The organism is Pseudenhygromyxa sp. WMMC2535, from assembly GCF_011083025.2.
In genome coordinates, this window is the sequence record NZ_JABJWV010000001.1 from 2,729,769 (window position 1) to 2,746,080 (window position 16,312).

A 16,312-nucleotide genomic window follows, 5' to 3' on the forward strand; every position below is an offset into this window, starting at 1 on the left:
GGATCGATGAGGTGTGTGGCGTCGCCGACAGCGCCATGAAGGATATCCAGACACGGCACATGCAAAGGTGATGTCGACGCATTGGTGGTTTCAATCTCGGATCTCTGTCTCTGCGTCGCGTGGCCCTGTCTTCGGGAGGATGGCGCTGTCTTTGCTGGTGACCCCTCTCCTCCTGGCTTGCCCCGAGGAAGACGTGGATCCCGTCGCAGATACGGACACGGGCACGGGCACGGGCACGGGCATCGAGACCGACACGGAGACGGAGAGCGAGTCCGAGTCGAGCAGCGAGACGGAGACGGAGTCGGAGAGCGGGTCGGAGACGGAGACGGAATCGGAGAGTGGGACGGAGACAGAGACGGAGAGCGGGACGGAGACGGAGAGCGGGTCGGAGACGGAGACGGAGACGGAGACGGAGAGTGGGTCGGAGACGGAGAGCGAGTCGGAGTCGAGCACGGAGGCGGACACCGAGGGTGAGTCCGCCACGGAGACCGGCGAGCCTCCGCCCGATTGCAACGCGGACTGCGACGCGGCCTGCATCCTGCACGTCGACGATGACGCGCTCCCAGGGGGCGATGGGACGAGCTGGGCGAGCGCGTTCACGACGGTCCAAGACGCCCTCGACTGCTCGGTGCCCGGCCAGCGAATCTGGGTTGCGGAGGGCGACTACCCCGGAGAGGGCACGAGCTCCGTAGCCATCCAGCCCGACCACCAGATATTTCTCTACGGGGGCTTCGCCGGCACGGAGACCAGCCTCGAGGAGCGCGAGCTCGGCGTGCACGAGAGCACCCTCGGGCCGGCGTCGGACTCGATCGTGGTCATCAACGGCGACATGATCGTCGACGGCTTCAGCCTCCGGGGCGGCCACGCCGAGCTCGGCGGGGCGGTCCGGGTGCACTCGGGGGGCTTCTTCACGGCCGAGGTCATCATCCGCAACTCGCTGCTCGAGGACAACACGGGGACCGAGAAGGGCGGGGCGATCGGGATCGCGTCCGTGGCCGTCGTCGTCCAGGTGATCGACTCCGAGCTGCGCAACAACGCGTCAGCGTCGGGCTCGGTCGGCTACGCCTCGGACGCGCGCTTCGTGTTCAATGGCTGCGATGTTCATGACAACGGCGGTCCCTCGGTGATCATCGCCTCCAACGGCGGCTTCGACTACTCCCACGCCTCTGCGAACGACACGACCTTTCGCAACAACGCGGGCGTGTCGATGACCGGCAAGTGGATCAGCGTCTCGGGATCTCACTTCGAGGACAACCTGGACAGCGCCATCTGGGCGCTGCACGCCCGGGTCACGTGGAGCACCTTCATCAACAACCACAGCGACAAGCAGGGGGGAGCCATCTCGATGGAGAGCGCGCAGATCGAGGCCGGGCTGTTCTTGCGGGACAGCTTGTTCATCGGCAATCACAGTGAGCTCCATGGCGGGGCGGTCTCGGGGACGAACCTCGAGATCGAGCGCTGCCGCTTCATCGCCAACGACGCCGAGCTCCGCGGCGGGGCGGTCGCGCAGTTCGGCTTTGGCATCCCCAACTTCATCCGCGACAGCGAGTTCATCGACAACGTCGCGGGTCTGCAGGGTGGAGGAGTGTATGGCGCGCCGAGCATCATCCGCTCGACCTTCACGGGCAACCTCGCCGGAGGCGAGCCCAACGGCCTCGACTCCGGCAACCTCATGCAATTCCCCTCGCTGACCGCGAGCGTGTTTTGGCCCGACAGCGTGCGCGGATCGGCGCCCGACGAGATCCCCGTCACGGTCACTGACTCTTGCATCACCCCGAGCGCCGACAACTTCGTGGACCTCCAGGGCAGCAGCTTGCTGCTCGTCGAGTCGCCCTTCGAGGCGGACGACCTCGACGAGGACGGCCTGCTCGAGCTCTACCTCGACCCCCTCGGACCCTGCGTGGACCTGGCGGCGCTGCCCCCCGAGCCCGAAGAAGACGAGCTCGACTGGTCCACGGCCACGACCCAGCTCAGCCAGTGCACGGACTCGGGCCTGCTCGACGCCGGGATGCACTACACACCGCTGGGCGACGTCGGCCCCTGCTGACTGGGGGCGAGTGAGCGCGGTCGCGTGAGCGCGTCGGCGAGGGTCCGAGGGGCGCGCTCGCCGGCGCGCCGAAAATTGACTTGCGTGCGCGCGAGATACGATCTAAGTGCCACTTAGATGAGGCTCTTGATCACCGGCGCAACCCGCGGGCTCGGCTTCGAAACCGCTCGAATCTTGGCACAGCGTGGCCACAGCCTGATTTTGGCGTGCCGGAACAAAACCAGCGGAGATCACGCCAAGGACGCGCTCGCGCGCGAGGGAGCCGCCGAGCTGCGGGTGATCGAGCTCGACGTGGCCGACCTCGACGCCGTCTCTCGGACCGTCGCGGCGCTCGGCGCGACCGAGGCGCTGGGGCCGATCGACGCGCTGATCTGCAACGCGGGCGTCCAGCTGCTCGGCGAGCTCACACGCACGGCGCAGGGTCTCGAGCAGACCTTCGCCACCAATCACCTCGGCCACTTCTGTCTGGCGCGCGGCCTGCTGGGATCGTTGGCGGCAGGGGGGCGGATCGTGTTCGTGTCGAGCAACACCCACGACCCCGAGCGCTGGACGGGGATGCCCGCGCCCAAGCTCGACGACCTGCGCGGCGTGGCCGAGGGCAGCTGCTTCATCGACGAGCCGCCCGCGGCGGCCGGGCGCCGGCGCTACACCACCTCCAAGCTGTGCAACGTGCTGTGTGCCCGGGAGCTCGCGCGTCGCCTCGCCAGTGATCCACGCGGGCGCTCGGCCTACGCCTTCGACCCTGGGCTGATGCCCGCGACGGGCCTGGCGCGGGACTATGGTCCGGTCTCGAGGTGGCTGTGGCACAACCTGCTGCCCGTGGCCGCCAAGCTGGTGCCCAACGTCAACGACGTCCAGACCTCGGCGCGTCGGCTCGCGGACCTCGCGACCGGGGCGCTCGACGCCCCCTCTGGCGCCTACCTGTCCTGCGGCCGCGTCACGCCCTCTTCCAAGCAGAGCCTCGACGACGACCTGGCCCGCAGGCTGTGGGCCCTCAGCTCCGAGCTCTCGGGCCTCCCCGAGTCGCTCTCGGTGAATCCATGACCACGCAGCGCATCATCCACGATCGCCGACGCCGCTCGGGCAGCGCGTCGCTCGGACTACTGTTGATGGCGACCACGGCCGGCTGCGCCGAGCCCTCGCCCTCCGAAGCCCCGGAGGGCTCGCCACGTCAGGCCCGTGCCACGGTGTCGACGACCGTCGACGCGCCGCTGGGCGAGGTCTTCGACTACGTGGTGGACCGCGAGACCCCGGCGCGAGACCTGCGGGGCTACGGCCGCGTGCCGGGGGTGCGCGGCGACGTGCAGCTGACCGAGGGTGGCTGGGATCACCCCGGGGCGCGGCGTGTGGTGGTCCTCGAAGACGGCACGACGCTGCGCGAGGACATCGAGGTGCTCGAGCGACCGGCGCGCTTCGAATACCGCGTCCACGACTTTCAATTCGCAATCAACAAGCTGGCCAGCGAAGGCCGCGGCGAGTGGACTTTCGCGCAGACGCAGGCCGGGACGCGGGTGACCTGGACCTACGTGTTCGCGGCCAAGCGCCGGGCGACGCTGCCGGCCCTGCGAGCCGTGGTCTCGAAGCACTTCGAGCCCTACATGCAAAACGGCCTGGACTCGATCCGCGCGCACATCGAAGATGACTCGTGAGCCGCGGCGGCAAGAAGATCCAGCGCACCAGCTATCACCACGGTGACCTGCGCCAGGCCCTGCTCGACGCCGCCCGCGAGATCATCGCGGAGGCCGGGGTCGAGGGCCTGTCGATGCGCGAGCTCGCCAGGCGCGTGGGCGTGAGCTACGGGGCGCCCCACCACCACTTCTCCGAGAAGGACAGCCTGCTCGCGGCGATCGCCACCGAGGCCTTCGCCGAGCTTCGCGCGCAGGTCCTCGCTCGCATCGAGGCGTCCGCGGCCGCGGCCGCGGATCCTCTCGCGCGCCTGGAGCTCGCCGCGCGGGCCTACCTCGACTTCGCCACGAGCGAGCGCTCGCGCTACCGGGTGATGTTCCTGCCCGTCCTGCGCGACCGTCAGCGCTTCGTCGAGCTCCACCAGACCGGCGGCGAGGCGCTGGCCGTGCTGGGCGAGGCCTTCGTCGCGGCGGGCGTCCCCGCGGGAGCCGCCAAGCTGCGCGCCGTCGCGTGCTGGTCGACCCTGCACGGCTACGCGGTCCTGGCCAACGACGACTTCCTCGACGAGGCGAGCATGGGCGAGCGCGCGGCGCTCGAGCGGACGATCATCGCAACCGCGATCAGCTAGAGCGGCAATCACTCGTGCGCCACGCCGGCGTACATGCTGACCCGCTCGCTGCCGAAGACCACGGTCACGGGCTGGTCGGCCTCGAGCACGTGCATGCCCGGCGCGGGGGCGAAGCGAGCCACCCACCAGCCAGGGGCGAACTCGGAGGCGGCGTAGAGCAGGTTGCTCAGGGGAGCGCCGTCGACGGAGAGCTCGGTGCCGGCTGGGTAGCCGATGGTCACCTGCTCGAGGTCGAAGCTCGAGGCGTTGATGAGGCGGTACTGCCCGGCGTCGAGGGTGCCCGAGGCCGAGGGGTTGAGGAAGGTCCCCGGTGCGGCCTGGGCCATGAAGGTGGTGTCGACCAGACCCCACAGCCGGTGGGCGGAGTCCGAGCTGTCGTTGTCGTTGTTGGACCCGGCCGTGACCGCGAGGTGGAAGGTGCCCGCGAACTCGAGGGGCAAGAGCTGCTCTTCGTAGTGGGCGGTCTGGGTGGTGGCGTAGCCGCCGACGTAGACGCCCACGGGGTGGGCGGCGTCGGTCGAGATCTCGGCGCCGTTGAGGGTCTGGTTGTCGTAGTGGGTCTTGAGGCGCACGGCCTCGCCGGCGTCCATCAGGATCTGGAAGGGCGAGCTGGTCTGCGGGACCTGGGGCGCCTGCTTGGTGACCGTCGGGGGATCGATGGTCAGGGTCGTGTCGTCCACGCTGGCGACGACCGTGACGTATGGTGTGGGCGAGGACGGCCCGTTGAAGGCCTGGTACTCGTCCCTCCACAGCGCGGTGGGCAGCAGCGAGATCGCGCCGCCGCCGTGGATCGCGTCATGGGGGACGTACTGATGGGCGACGACGGGCGTGGACGAGGTGATCCGGTAGGTGTAGCCGGCCGACAGGCCCAGCGGGACGGTGTCCTCGCTGCCGTAAAAATAGAAGCTGTAGAGATCTTCGGCGGCGACCGGCAGCGGGCCGGCGACGTTGGTCCAGGCGCCCTCGATCCTGCGCTCGACGACGACCTCGGCGTCCTCGGGCCCGGGGTTTCCAACCACGACCTGCATCGCCCAGTCGTCGAAGAAGGGCTCGCGGGAGGGCAGCTTGAGCGCATAGAACTCGCAGCCGAAGGCGCCGTCGGGGTTGTCGCAGGTGTTGTCGGGGCCGCCGGTGGTCGTGCCCTCGTCCTCGCCGCTGTCGCTGTCTGTGTCTGTGGAGGACTCGCTGCTCTCCGAGCTCTCGCCCGAGCTCTCGCCGTCGCTGGAGCTGCCTTCGCTCGTCTGGGTGTCGGCGTCGTCGCTGGAGCTGTCTTCGCCGCTCGAGCTGTCCAGGTCGCTGGGCTCGGCGCACAGCTGGTCCTCGCACACGAGGTCGCCGAGGCACTCGCCCTCGACGCAGGCGCAGCCCAGGCTACCCAGGATGCAGGCGTCCTCGCTGCCGGAGTCTTGCTCGGCCTCGTCGTTGGCCTCGCCTTCGCCCTGGCACGCGCCGAGGGTCGAGGCCACGGCGACGCCAGCCACCGCTGCGCGAATCCAGCTGGTTTTCATGGGCCCATGCTAGGACAGCGACCAGCTCGAATCCACGCTCCCAAGCGCGCGGGCGCTGCTTTGGGCCACTCGCTTGGCGCCGTCGAGCGATCCCGCGCCGAGCGGGCGGGTCGTCGCTACTGTGGTGACGCCTGCGCCAACTGGGTGCGCTCGAGGTGGCGCTCGCGTAGCAGCAAGAAGAGCGGCAGCGCGCTCGCCCAGGCGATGGTCAGTGTCCAGACCACGATCGCCCAGCGGTGCTTCATCCCCAGGCGCTTGGCCTCGACGAGCATCCACACCAACGCGACGATCGAGCCGATCCAAAAGTCGGCGGCGACGGAGCCGAGCAGGGCCGAGCCCTCGAAGCCGACCATGAAAAAGGCCCGAGGGGTGAACGCGCTGCCGAGCTCGGCGAAGGCGTGGAGGTTGAACCACCACGGGATCACGGCCCCGAGGATGCCAGCGACGAGATAGAAGGCCTTCATGGCCCAGTCTTAGCAGGTCTCGACCATGGCCGGGGTCAACGACGAGCTGCGCCCGTGGCTGCGGATGAGCGTGCCGCGGGCGGCCAGGGCGGCGAGCCTGGCCGAGGCGCCGCTGGGGCGCGTGGCCTTCTCGAGCTGGCTGCTCGCTCTCGGCGTGCTGCCCTTCGACCGCCACGCGCTGTGTCTGGTTCGCGTCGCGGACGAGGGCGGCTTCCTCGAGCGCTCGAGCAGTTGGCTGCAACGCAGCTGGGAGCACGAGCGGACGCTCTCGCCGATCCCCGGGGGCACGTCGATCGACGATCGCGTCCGCTTCGAGCCGCGCACACTAGAGCCCATACTGACCGACCAGCTGGAAGCTGTGCACGGTCGCGCCGTTGTAGATCAGCCTGGCCGGGACGCTGGCGCCGGGCTGCATGCACGCGATCGAGAAGATCGTCGGCGAGGTCGTGCTCGGTACGTTGGTCTTGCTGAGCATGTTGAAGCCGCCGTCGATGATCAGGTTGACGCCCTGCCAGCTGTAGCTGCCCCAGCGGCCGCCGGGGGGGAGGACCTCGATGTAGGTGGTCCCCTGGCCGGGCACGGTGGCCTGGCCGCCGTTTTGGACCTGTAGGCCGCGGCCGTTGCCGTGGTTGTTGGTGTGCACCATCCACGCGGGCTGGTTCCCCCCGGCGGGATAGCCCCCGCCGGGGTAGCCTCCGCCGAGGTTGTTGCCACCAATGCTGGCGCTCGCGCCCCCCGTGACGTTGATGTCGATGCTGAAGGTGCTGTTGTTCGGGTCGTCGGTGCGCAGCGTCAAGGTGGTCTGCGGGCTGCCCGGCTGCATGCGGTAGACCAAGAACAAGATCAGCCGGCCACGGGGGGGGAGCACCCGCGGGAGCGAGGGCCGACGCCCCGAGGGCGTGCCGACGTCGCCGGTGATCAGGAAGTTGGCGCTGTTGCTGACCGAGGCGCTATGGATCGTGAGGTTGGACTCGCCGTGGTTCTCGACGTAGTAGCAGAGCGTGACGCAGCCGTAGCCGACCTGCCCGGTCTGGTTCATGTCGAAGTCGACGTGCTGGCCGTTGGCCATCGGCACGTCGAAGATCCGCGTATAGCTGTAGTACTGCTTGACGGCGAGCTCTTGTGGCTTCTTGGCGGGCACGGGGACGAGCGCCCGGCCGGACAGGTTGAAGGTGTACTGGCCCTGATCCGGATCATCGCTGACCACGGTGAGCTGCGCGCTGGGGACAGCCGCGTGCTTGGGCTCGAACCTGAGGGTGAAGTTCACGCTGGCCCCGGGCTGCAAGGTCTGGCCGGTGAGCGCGGGGCTGACCGAGTATGCCCCGCCGCCGCCCGACAGGCCGAGCTTGGCGATGTGCAGGGCGGCCTTGCCGGTGTTCGAGATCGTGAAGTGCTTCGTGATCCCCGACGCGCCGACGGTGGCCGTGCCCATGTCGATGTTCCCACCCTCGGCGACCAGGGCGCCACCGCAGCGCAGGTCGATGTTGGGTTCGAGCGCCTCGGCGCGGCCCTCGAGCGCGAGCTCGATCGTCCCCGAGCCGCCGCTGACCGTCAGCGTGGTCTGCTTGGTGCCCGCGCTCGCGGGCGCGAAGACGAGCTCGAAGTCCACGCGCTGCCCGGGCGCCAGGGTCCTGGGCAGGCTCGGGAGGTTGCGCAGCTCGAAGTCCGTGGTGTTCGAGAGCGCCAGGCTCGTGAGCTCGACGTCCGAGCCGCCGCTGTTCTCGACGCAAAACGCGGTGGCGGTGCTCGCTCCGAGCGGCTGCTTGCCGAGGTCGAGGTCGTCGCCCGTGGCCAGGACCGCGCCGCCGTGGAGCAGCTCGAGCTTGCCCTTGGCCACGCCCGCGCCGACGAGGGGGATATGCAGCGGCTGGGCGAGGCCCTCGATGGGGATGATCAGCTCCCCGGGGATCGAGCCGATCGCGCTGGGCTCGAAGGAGACCTCGAATTGCACCTTGGCCAGGCCGGGGATCGGGGTCGTCGGCTGCTGCTCGACCACGAAGGCAGGGGCGCCCTCGCTGACGGCGACCAGGGGCATGCCGTTGAGCTCGAGCTTCTGATCCGGGCGCCGGTTCTCGATGGTGAAGACCACCTTCTGGCGCGCCGAGCCCAGGCTTTGGCTGCCAAAGTCATGGGTCCCCTCTCCGCCCGGGAGCAGGGTCGAGCTCACCCAGGGATCGGGGGCTTGCAGCGGGCTGAACTTCTGACTGTTGGTCGCGCTGGCAGGGCCTGCGTCCACGACCCACTTGGAAAGGTCGACAGGGGCGGGACCGTCGTTGACGATCTCGATGTATTCGTCGCCTTCGGTCCGCTTCTCGACGCCGTCATAGAAGATGGTGCTGATCTTGATCATTTTTTCTCCAGGACTTGCACTCATTGAGTGCGTCGATCCCGAACCTGGATCCAAAATCGAAATTATATCGATTTGGACGTCTTCAGACCCGGCGCTCGACGGCTCGATGCGAAGGCGCGAGAGTGCGGCGATGAAGACGAAGATCACCGAGCTGTTCGACATCGAGCACCCGATCATCCAAGGCGGGATGCACTACGTCGGCTTCGCCGAGCTGGCGGCCGCGGTGTCCAACGCGGGCGGCCTCGGGATCATCACCGGGCTCACGCAAAAGACCCCCGAGGCCCTGGCGGCCGAGATCGCGCGCTGCCGCGAGATGACCGATCGACCCTTTGGCGTCAACCTCACCTTCCTGCCGACGGTGAGCTCGCCTGACTACCCGGGCTACATCCGGGCGATCATCGAGGGCGGGGTGAAGATCGTGGAAACTGCCGGGCGCAACCCGCAGGCCTACCTGCCGGCGCTCAAGGACGCGGGCATCCGCGTGATCCACAAGTGCACCTCGGTTCGCCACGCGCTCAAGGCCGAGAAGATCGGCTGTGACGCGGTCAGCGTCGACGGCTTCGAGTGCGGCGGGCACCCCGGCGAGGACGACATCCCCAACATGATCCTCCTGCCCCGGGCCGCCGAGGCGCTGTCGATCCCCTTCGTCGCCTCCGGAGGTATGGCGGACGCGCGCTCGCTCGTGGCCGCGCTGGCCCTGGGCGCCGAGGGCATCAACATGGGCACGCGCTTCATCGCCACGGTCGAGGCCCCGGTCCACGACAAGGTCAAGCAGGCGATCGTCGCCGCCAGCGAGCTCGACACCCGGCTGATCATGCGCCCGCTACGAAACACGGAGCGCGTGCTGACCAACGACGCGGTCGAGCGCCTGCTCGTGAAGGAGCGCGAGCGCGGGGCGGAGCTGTCCTTCAACGACATCATGGAGGAGGTCGTCGGGGTCTACCCCCGGATCATGCGCGAGGGAGACATGGACGCCGGCGCCTGGTCGTGTGGGATGGTCGCCGGGCTGATCCACGACATCCCGACCTGCGCCGAGCTGATCTCGAGGATCATGGGCGAGGCCGAGGCGCTGGTTCGCGAGCGATTGATGGGCCTGCTGTGAGCGCAGTCGCGGGCCGCGGCCCAGCCTGGCGGATCCGACGGACGCGGCGGTTCATCACGTGGCGCGCCACGTGTTCGAAGAGCCAGCGCCGCGGGCCGACCAAGTTGGTGCCGCGCGCCTCGTAGAAGGCGTCGGGGCTGGTGAAGACCCCGAAGTCGTCGGCGATGCCCTCGCGCTGGATGTAGGTCGAGCGGCCCCGCCACTCGACCTGCGGGCGCCGAAGGTCTGGGGTCGCCGCGCCGAAGCCACAAAATCGGGTCCGCTCGGGGAAGCGGCGCTGCACGGCCGAGAGGTAGGCCTCGTCGAGGATGAAGCCTTCGAGCTCGAGCCACTCGCCGCCGTGCTGGACCTCGACCCAGCTGTGGAGGATGCGGCTGGGCGAGAGCGGGAACAGCCACTCGGGGATGGCGCCCCGCTGCAGCGCCTTGTCGATGGTGAAGCCGTGAAAGCGCGCGGGGACGCCCAAGCTCCGCAGCAGCGCGAGCAGCAGGTTGCCCTTGGTGTTGCACTGACCATAGCCGTCGCGCAGGACCTCGCTGGCGGGGAGATCGTCGCTGCGGTTGTAGCCAAAGGCGATCTCGTCTTTGACGAAGGCGTAGGCCGCACCGATCTTGTCGTAGGTCGACAGCTGCCTCCAGCCGCGGCTCTCGACGAGGGTGGCGAGGCTGGGGTGGTCGAAGTCGGCGATGGGCGTGGGGGCGAGCCAGGCGTTCTCGGTCATGTCCTCAGCTTGGGCCGTCTGCCCGCGCCCGACTTGAACCAAGCGGCTGGATTCACTGCGTGAAGTTCGCGCGGCGGAGCACCGTGCTCGGGGTCAGGCCAAAGAGCTGGGCGAACTGACGCGAGAGCTGGGCGGAGTCGGCGTAGCCGGTGGCGTGGGCGGCCGAGGTGAGCGGCGTACCCTGGGCGGCGAGGGTCAAGGCCGCGAGCGCGCGACGCCAGACCAGATAGGAGCGCCAGGGAGAGCCGACCTCGGCCTTGAAGAGGTGGCGCAGGCGAGAGGGCGAGAGGGCGACTTGCTGGGCGGCCCGGGTCAGCGTCAGCTCTCGCCAGCACCCTCGTCGCTCGAGCTCGTCCACCCACTGGAGCACCCGTCGAACGCGTGGGTCGTGGGGGGTCTGCTCGACGGTGGCCAACATCTCGCTGAGGCGCTCGCAGGGGTCGTCGCTGGCCGTCAGGGGCGGGGCGCATACTCGCGCAGCACCTTCGGTGGTGAGCCAGCGCCGGCGCAGCGTCGCGGCGAGGGGGCTGCTGGGATTGACCAGCGCGACGACCCCGTCGTGGAGCGCGAGCGCGTGTCGTTCGCGGCTGGGGATCACGAAGAGTCGGCCGTGCTCGCGCCCGTGCTCGAGCTGAAGCTGGGCCTCGGGGCCAGCGGCCGCGCTGGCGACGAGCTGCAGCGCATCGTGGGCGTGCGGCCGGTTGTCGACGATGGCCCCGCGGATCCAGATGTGGTCACCGCGTCGCTCGATGCGCATGAGACCGCCAGCTCGCGCGGGTTCGGCCGGTCGCGCTCAGCTCAGCTCAGCTCTTCGAGCTTGGCGTCGCGGTCGCGGAAGCCCGCATCCACGCGCTCGAAGGCCTCGCGGGCGTCGTCGACGCTGCCCATGGACAGGTGGACCATGGCCAGCTCGTAGTTGGCCTGGCAGCGCTCGTCCTTGGTTCGCGCTGCGTCGACGGCCTGGCCAAAGTGATCCAGGGCGCCGTCGGCGTTGCCCTGCTGCATGTGCAGCATGCCGATCTGGACCAGGGCCTTGGCCTGCCAGCGCGGGTCCTTGGCCGCGACGGCGTACTCGGAGATCGCCTTGTCGAACAGGCCCATCTCGCGGTAGGCGGTCCCGAGGTCGAAGCGGTCGCCAGCGTCGGCGTCCTCGACGTCGTTGGTCTGGATCGCAACCTCGCGCTGCTTGCGTTGCTTGGGCGCTTCTTCGTCGAAGATCCCCGCGAGGAAGTCGTCGTCGTCTTCGTCCTCGAAGGCGAAGAGCGGCTCCGCGGCCTCGAGGGGCTCGGCGGCGTCGGCCTCGGTCTCGGCCTCGTCATCGACGAGGGCCGCGGCGAGGGGATCCTCGTCTTCGTCCTCGTCGTCATCCATCAAGGCCGCCGCGATGGCGTCCGCGGCAGCAGTAGGCTCTGGCTCTGGCTCTGGCTCTGGCTCTGGCTCTGGCTCGGCAGGCGTGGGCGTGGGCGCACCGCCGACGTCGACGCCGGGGAAGCGGTCGGCCATCTCGACCAGCTTGGGGTGGCCGGGGTAGAGCTCGACGAGGTCCGTGAAGGCCGCGACGGCGTCGTCCTCGAGATCGTTGTCGAGGTAGAACTCGAGCTCGTCGAGCTCACCGGAGAGGTCGGGCCAGTCTTGCGCGGGCGCAGGCTCGGGCTCGGGAGCAGGCTCGGGCTCTGGCTCGGGAGCAGGCTCGGGCTCGGGAGCAGGCTCGGGCTCGGGAGCAGGCTCTGGCTCGGGAGCAGGCTCGGGCTCGGGCTCGGGCAGCGCGTCGAGCTCGTCCTCGTCGTCCGTGAGGTCGAAGAACTCCTGCTCGCGCTCGACGCTCTCGGGCGCAGACGCAGGCTCGTCGTCGTCTTCGGGCTCCACGCGGCCGACCAGGCCGACCTTGGGCTGCCTGGAGGACGGCTGCTCGGCGGGAGCCTCGGCCGGCTCGTCGTGCTCGTCCTCGCCGAGGCCAAAGCGGTCCTCGATGGCGATGTCGTCGTCGGCGTCCTCGACCGCGAGGTCCGGGGCGGAGTCGACCGAGATCGCAAAGTCGTGGTCGTCATGGGCGAGGCTGTGGAGCTCGCCATGCAGGCCGGGATCCGCCATGCGGATGTCGATGCCCTCGTCGAGATCGCCGAGCGTGGGTTCGTCGAGGTCGATCTCGTCGTGGTGGGCCCGGCGGGGCGGGGGCGCCAGCGGCTCGGAGAGCTGGTCGAGCTGATCCGCGTCGCGCCCGGCCTGGAACTCGGCGGCGAGCTCGGCCTTGAGGTCCTTGTCGACGGGGGCGATCAGCGAGGAGCTGACGTCGATGGGGCCGAGCAGATCCTCGTCTTCGTAGTCGAGGGCGCCGAGCAGCGCGCCGCTCTGGGCCGCGGCGACGACCCGCTCCTCGAAGGCCGTGCGGTCTTCGTCGGGCTCGCTGGCGTCGATCTCGTCGGGCTCGGGCTCGAGCTGCGGCTCGGGCTCGTCCTCGAAGGGCGGGGCGTCGACGGGGGCGTTGAAGTCGACGACGTCGGCGAGGCGATCCGCGAGGGCCTGGGCGCCCGCGTGCTGGGGCGCGAGGGCGAGGGCCAGCTTGACCTGGCGACCCGCGCCCTGGGGATCGGAGTTGAGCAGCGAGTTGGCCAGGACGACGCGGGTGTCCGCGGCCTCGGGGACCCGCTCGAGCTTGGCGAGGATCTCGGCGCGCAGCTCGAGGCCGAGGCCGTGGCTGGGCAGGACCGCGAGCACCTGGTCGGCGTGGGCCAGGGCGTGCTCGAAGAGGTGGTACTTGATCAGCACCCGGACCTCTTCGATGTGCTTGTCGAGGTCGACCTCGCCGCTCTCTTCGGCGGGGCGCTGGGCACCCTCGGAGATGACCTCCTGGGTGAGCGACTGGCGGCGTCGGGGCGGCGCCTGCTTGGGCGGCGCCGCCTGCTTGGGCGGGCGCGGGCGCGGCGGGGGTCGAGGCGGCGGCGGGCCCGAGGGCTCGGAGACCTCGGCGACATCGTCGACCTCGTCGAACTCCTCGAAGTCGTCGAGCTCCTCGATCTCTTCGATCTCGTCGAACTCTTCGATGTCGTCGTCGTCGTCGTCGTCGAGGACGGCTTGGTCTTGGAGCTTGGTCTCGAGCTCGGCGAGCAGATCCGCGATCGCGCGGTTGTCGGGGGCCCAGGCGACCGCCCTGCGGAGCACGCGGACGGCCTCGGGGAGGGTGCTGTCTCCCTTGGCGCGCAGGAGCTTGACGAGCTCCTCGACCACCGAGATCGCCTTGCCGGCGCGGCCGAGCTGGACGAAGGTCTCGGCGAGGAGCTCGAGGCCCTCGAGGTCGGTGTGCTTGCGCTGGAGCAGCTCGTTGAGCTTCATCAGCGCGCGCCGGGGCTGGTCGATGGCCAGGTAGACGCGGACGAGGTTGCGGATCACCGACTCGACGGCGCGGTGATAGAGCAGGCGCTCGGCCACGCGCACGTACTCTTGGTGGCGCTCGGCCTCGTAGAGAAAGTCTGCGGCGCGGCCGAAGTGCTCGACGGCCTCGTCGACGCGGCGCTCGCGGGAGTAGAGCTCGGCCAGGCGCAGGCGCTTGGACATCTCCCGCGGCATCAGGTCGGCGACGCGCTCGTAGAGCATCAGCGCCTCGCGGGTGTTGCCGCTGCGCAGGTAGACGCTCGCGACTTTTTCGAACAGCGCGACGGCCTCGGGCAGCCGGCGCAGCTGCTCGAAGGCCTGGGCGGCCTGGAGGTGGACGTCGTAGCGCTCCGGGGCCAGGCTCAGGACCTGGCGGAACACCTGCAGCGCCTGGGGGGCGTCGCCAGCTTGGAGCTGGAGGTTGGCCGCGTGGACGTAGCGCTCGATGGCCGGGTCGAGCTGACCGGCGCGCTGGAGCGAGTCGGCCAGCAGCAGCCAGGCCTGGACGTCGCCTTGGTCGTGGTCGATGACCGACTGATACTCGCGGATCGCCTCGTCGAGATCACCACGCGCCGCGTGCTGCTGGGCGCTCTGAAGGGCTTTGTCGCGCGAGAAGGCCAAGGGTCGACCTCAGGCGTGGGTGTCGAGCTCGGCCTGGATCCCCGCCGGGTCCAGGTTGCGCTCGAGGAAGTGGGTGTCGTAGCGGCCGTCCACGAAGGGCTGCTGCTTGAGGATCCAGCGGTGCAGGGCGATGTTCGTCGAGATGCCCTCGACGACACACTCGCCCAGGGCTCGACGCATGCGAGCGATCGCCTTGGCGCGATCGGGGGCGTGGACGATCAGCTTGCCGAGCATCGAGTCGTAGTAGGGAGACACGGTGTAGCCCTGATAGACGTGGGTGTCGACGCGGACACCGTTGCCGCCAGGCAGGTGCAGCGCCGTGATGGTACCTGGATGTGGCGCGAAGTTCACCGGGTCCTCGGCGTTGATCCGACACTCGATCGAGTGACCGCGGGGCTTCCAGTCCTTGTCGAGGTGACCGAGGGGCTCACCCTGGGCGAGGCGCAGCTGCTCCTGGACCAGGTCGACACCCGTGATCATCTCGGTCACGCAGTGCTCGACCTGGACCCGGGTGTTCATCTCCATGAAGTAGAAGTGGTCGCCGTCGAGCAGGAATTCGACGGTGCCCAGCGAGCGATAAGAGATCGCGCGGGCCGCGGCGATCGCCGCGTCGCCCATGGCCTTGCGCAGCGCGGGGCTGAAATTCGAGGCCGGGGCCTCCTCGATGACCTTTTGGTGGCGGCGCTGGACCGAGCACTCGCGCTCGAGCAGGTCGACGACCTTGCCCTGCTCGTCGGCGACGATCTGGATCTCGATGTGCCGCGGGCTCTGCACGAAGCGCTCGAGGTACATGTCGCCGCAGCCAAAGGCGGCCTCGGCCTCGGCCTGCGCCGTGGCCAGGGTCGGGGCGACGTCGTCGAGCTCCCAGACGATCTTCATGCCCCGGCCGCCGCCGCCGGCGGAGGCCTTGAGGATCACCGGCAGGCCGATCTCCTTGGCCGCGGCCACGGCGTGCTCGCCGTCCTCGAGCACCCCGGTGCCGGGGAGCACGGGGACGCCCGCGGCGATCATCGTCTCGCGCGCGCGGACCTTGTCGCCCATCATGCGCATGTGCTCGGGGTCCGGGCCGATGAAGGTCAGCCCGCACTTTTGCACGGCGTCGGCGAACTCGGCCCGCTCGGACAGGAAGCCGTAGCCGGGGTGGACCGCGTCGGCGCCGGAGATCTCGGCGGCCGCGATGATGTTGGGGATGTTGAGGTAGCTCTTGGGCGCCGGGCCGGGGCCGATGCACACGGCCTCGTCGGCGAAGCGCGTGTGCAGGGCGTTGGCGTCGACGGTCGAGTGGATCGCCACGGTCTCGAGGCCGAGCTCGCGGCAGGCGCGGATCACCCGCAGCGCGATCTCCCCGCGGTTGGCGACGAGGACCTTGCGAAATTGACTCACAGGCGGCGCACCCTGAACAGCTTGGTCCCGAACTCGACCGGCTGCTGGTTGCCGACGAGGGACTCCTCGATCACGCAGCCGAATTCGGCCTCGATCTCGTTGAAGAGCTTCATGGCCTCGACGATGCACACGGTCTGGCCAGCGGCGACGGTCTCGCCGGGCTTGACGAAGGGCTGCGCGTCGGGGCGCGGGGCGAGGTAGAAGGTGCCGACGAAGGGCGAGGTGATGAACTCGCCCTCGGGCTCCTCGGCCGCGGCAGCGGCGGGGGCGGCAGCGGCGGGGGCAGCAGCGGGGGCGGCAGGGGCAGCGGCGGCGAGGGGGGCCGGGGCGGCCGCGTAGGTCGTCACCTCGGCACCGCGGCGCATCAAGATGCGCTGCTCGCCGGTCTCGATCTCGAGCTCGTCGAGGCGAAAACGCTTGAAGACCTTGGCCAGCTCGCTGACGTAGGTGATGTCGGGCAGCTTGGAGTCGTTGTCGGACATGGTGAAGTCGG

14 protein-coding genes are annotated in these 16,312 nt (G+C 69.6%); 5 read left to right on the forward strand and 9 right to left on the reverse strand.

Annotated elements, in window-relative coordinates:
* The first annotated feature begins 157 nt into the window (after positions 1-157).
* From G6O69_RS42060 to G6O69_RS10495, 4 genes are all read left to right on the forward strand, one after another.
* Complete coding sequence (locus tag G6O69_RS42060) at positions 158-2,047, forward strand: right-handed parallel beta-helix repeat-containing protein (protein ID WP_172303372.1); 1,890 nt, start codon at positions 158-160, stop codon at positions 2,045-2,047.
* A 117-nt stretch (positions 2,048-2,164) separates the two neighbouring features.
* Positions 2,165-3,091 carry an SDR family NAD(P)-dependent oxidoreductase gene (locus G6O69_RS10485; protein WP_172303373.1) on the forward strand — a complete coding sequence of 309 codons (927 nt, stop codon included), beginning with the start codon at positions 2,165-2,167 and terminating at the stop codon, positions 3,089-3,091.
* Entirely contained in the window at positions 3,088-3,696 is a 609-nt protein-coding gene (locus G6O69_RS10490; RefSeq protein WP_172303374.1) for an SRPBCC family protein, read from the forward strand. Before G6O69_RS10485 ends, G6O69_RS10490 begins: the two co-directional genes overlap by 4 nt.
* Complete coding sequence (locus G6O69_RS10495; protein WP_172303375.1) at positions 3,693-4,301, forward strand: TetR/AcrR family transcriptional regulator; 609 nt, start codon at positions 3,693-3,695, stop codon at positions 4,299-4,301. Before G6O69_RS10490 ends, G6O69_RS10495 begins: the two co-directional genes overlap by 4 nt.
* Before the next feature lie 8 nt (positions 4,302-4,309).
* On the opposite strand, the gene G6O69_RS10500 is transcribed toward G6O69_RS10495, so the two are convergent.
* From G6O69_RS10500 to G6O69_RS10515, 4 genes are all read right to left on the reverse strand, one after another.
* Positions 4,310-5,809: an IgGFc-binding protein gene (locus G6O69_RS10500; protein ID WP_172303376.1), complete on the reverse strand. Its 1,500-nt coding sequence runs from the start codon at positions 5,807-5,809 to the stop codon at positions 4,310-4,312.
* A 116-nt stretch (positions 5,810-5,925) separates the two neighbouring features.
* Positions 5,926-6,273: a DUF2834 domain-containing protein gene (locus G6O69_RS10505; RefSeq protein WP_172303377.1), complete on the reverse strand. Its 348-nt coding sequence runs from the start codon at positions 6,271-6,273 to the stop codon at positions 5,926-5,928.
* Positions 6,274-6,282: 9 nt separating this feature from the next.
* Positions 6,283-6,597 carry a hypothetical protein gene (locus tag G6O69_RS10510; protein ID WP_172303378.1) on the reverse strand — a complete coding sequence of 105 codons (315 nt, stop codon included), beginning with the start codon at positions 6,595-6,597 and terminating at the stop codon, positions 6,283-6,285.
* 1 nt (position 6,598) lies between these two features.
* Positions 6,599-8,623: a choice-of-anchor D domain-containing protein gene (locus tag G6O69_RS10515; RefSeq protein ID WP_172303379.1), complete on the reverse strand. Its 2,025-nt coding sequence runs from the start codon at positions 8,621-8,623 to the stop codon at positions 6,599-6,601.
* A gap of 130 nt (positions 8,624-8,753) precedes the next feature.
* Between G6O69_RS10515 and G6O69_RS10520 the strand changes: the two genes are divergently transcribed.
* A complete protein-coding gene (locus G6O69_RS10520) occupies positions 8,754-9,725 on the forward strand; it encodes a nitronate monooxygenase family protein (RefSeq protein WP_172303380.1) in 972 nt (323 codons plus the stop codon).
* Here the strand turns inward: G6O69_RS10520 and G6O69_RS10525 are convergent.
* The 5 genes from G6O69_RS10525 to accB are packed head-to-tail and all read right to left on the reverse strand — an operon-like array spanning position 9,673 to position 16,301.
* On the reverse strand, positions 9,673-10,446 hold the full coding sequence (locus tag G6O69_RS10525; RefSeq protein ID WP_172303381.1) for a transglutaminase family protein: 774 nt from the start codon (positions 10,444-10,446) through the stop codon (positions 9,673-9,675). The two genes, G6O69_RS10520 and G6O69_RS10525, sit on opposite strands and share 53 nt — an antisense overlap.
* 52 nt (positions 10,447-10,498) lie before the next feature.
* On the reverse strand, positions 10,499-11,203 hold the full coding sequence (locus tag G6O69_RS10530; protein ID WP_172303382.1) for a helix-turn-helix domain-containing protein: 705 nt from the start codon (positions 11,201-11,203) through the stop codon (positions 10,499-10,501).
* A gap of 41 nt (positions 11,204-11,244) precedes the next feature.
* On the reverse strand, positions 11,245-14,436 hold the full coding sequence (locus tag G6O69_RS10535) for a tetratricopeptide repeat protein (RefSeq protein WP_172303383.1): 3,192 nt from the start codon (positions 14,434-14,436) through the stop codon (positions 11,245-11,247).
* Between the two features lie 9 nt (positions 14,437-14,445).
* Positions 14,446-15,819, reverse strand: a complete 1,374-nt coding sequence (accC, locus tag G6O69_RS10540) for an acetyl-CoA carboxylase biotin carboxylase subunit (protein WP_172303384.1) — start codon at positions 15,817-15,819, stop codon at positions 14,446-14,448.
* On the reverse strand, positions 15,816-16,301 hold the full coding sequence (accB, locus tag G6O69_RS10545) for an acetyl-CoA carboxylase biotin carboxyl carrier protein (RefSeq protein WP_172303385.1): 486 nt from the start codon (positions 16,299-16,301) through the stop codon (positions 15,816-15,818). Before accB ends, accC begins: the two co-directional genes overlap by 4 nt.
* Positions 16,302-16,312: the final 11 nt, after the last annotated feature.

What these genes read in the sequence shown, in the direction of transcription:
- G6O69_RS10485 (WP_172303373.1), top strand. Translation starts at nt 2,165, where the DNA reads ATGAGGCTCTTGATCACCGGCGCAACCCGCGGGCTCGGCTTCGAAACC.
- G6O69_RS10490 (WP_172303374.1), top strand. Translation starts at nt 3,088, where the DNA reads ATGACCACGCAGCGCATCATCCACGATCGCCGACGCCGCTCGGGCAGC.
- G6O69_RS10500 (WP_172303376.1), bottom strand. Translation starts at nt 5,809, where the DNA reads ATGAAAACCAGCTGGATTCGCGCAGCGGTGGCTGGCGTCGCCGTGGCC.
- G6O69_RS10505 (WP_172303377.1), bottom strand. Translation starts at nt 6,273, where the DNA reads ATGAAGGCCTTCTATCTCGTCGCTGGCATCCTCGGGGCCGTGATCCCG.
- G6O69_RS10515 (WP_172303379.1), bottom strand. Translation starts at nt 8,623, where the DNA reads ATGATCAAGATCAGCACCATCTTCTATGACGGCGTCGAGAAGCGGACC.
- G6O69_RS10520 (WP_172303380.1), top strand. Translation starts at nt 8,754, where the DNA reads ATGAAGACGAAGATCACCGAGCTGTTCGACATCGAGCACCCGATCATC.
- G6O69_RS10525 (WP_172303381.1), bottom strand. Translation starts at nt 10,446, where the DNA reads ATGACCGAGAACGCCTGGCTCGCCCCCACGCCCATCGCCGACTTCGAC.
- G6O69_RS10530 (WP_172303382.1), bottom strand. Translation starts at nt 11,203, where the DNA reads ATGCGCATCGAGCGACGCGGTGACCACATCTGGATCCGCGGGGCCATC.
- accB (WP_172303385.1), bottom strand. Translation starts at nt 16,301, where the DNA reads ATGTCCGACAACGACTCCAAGCTGCCCGACATCACCTACGTCAGCGAG.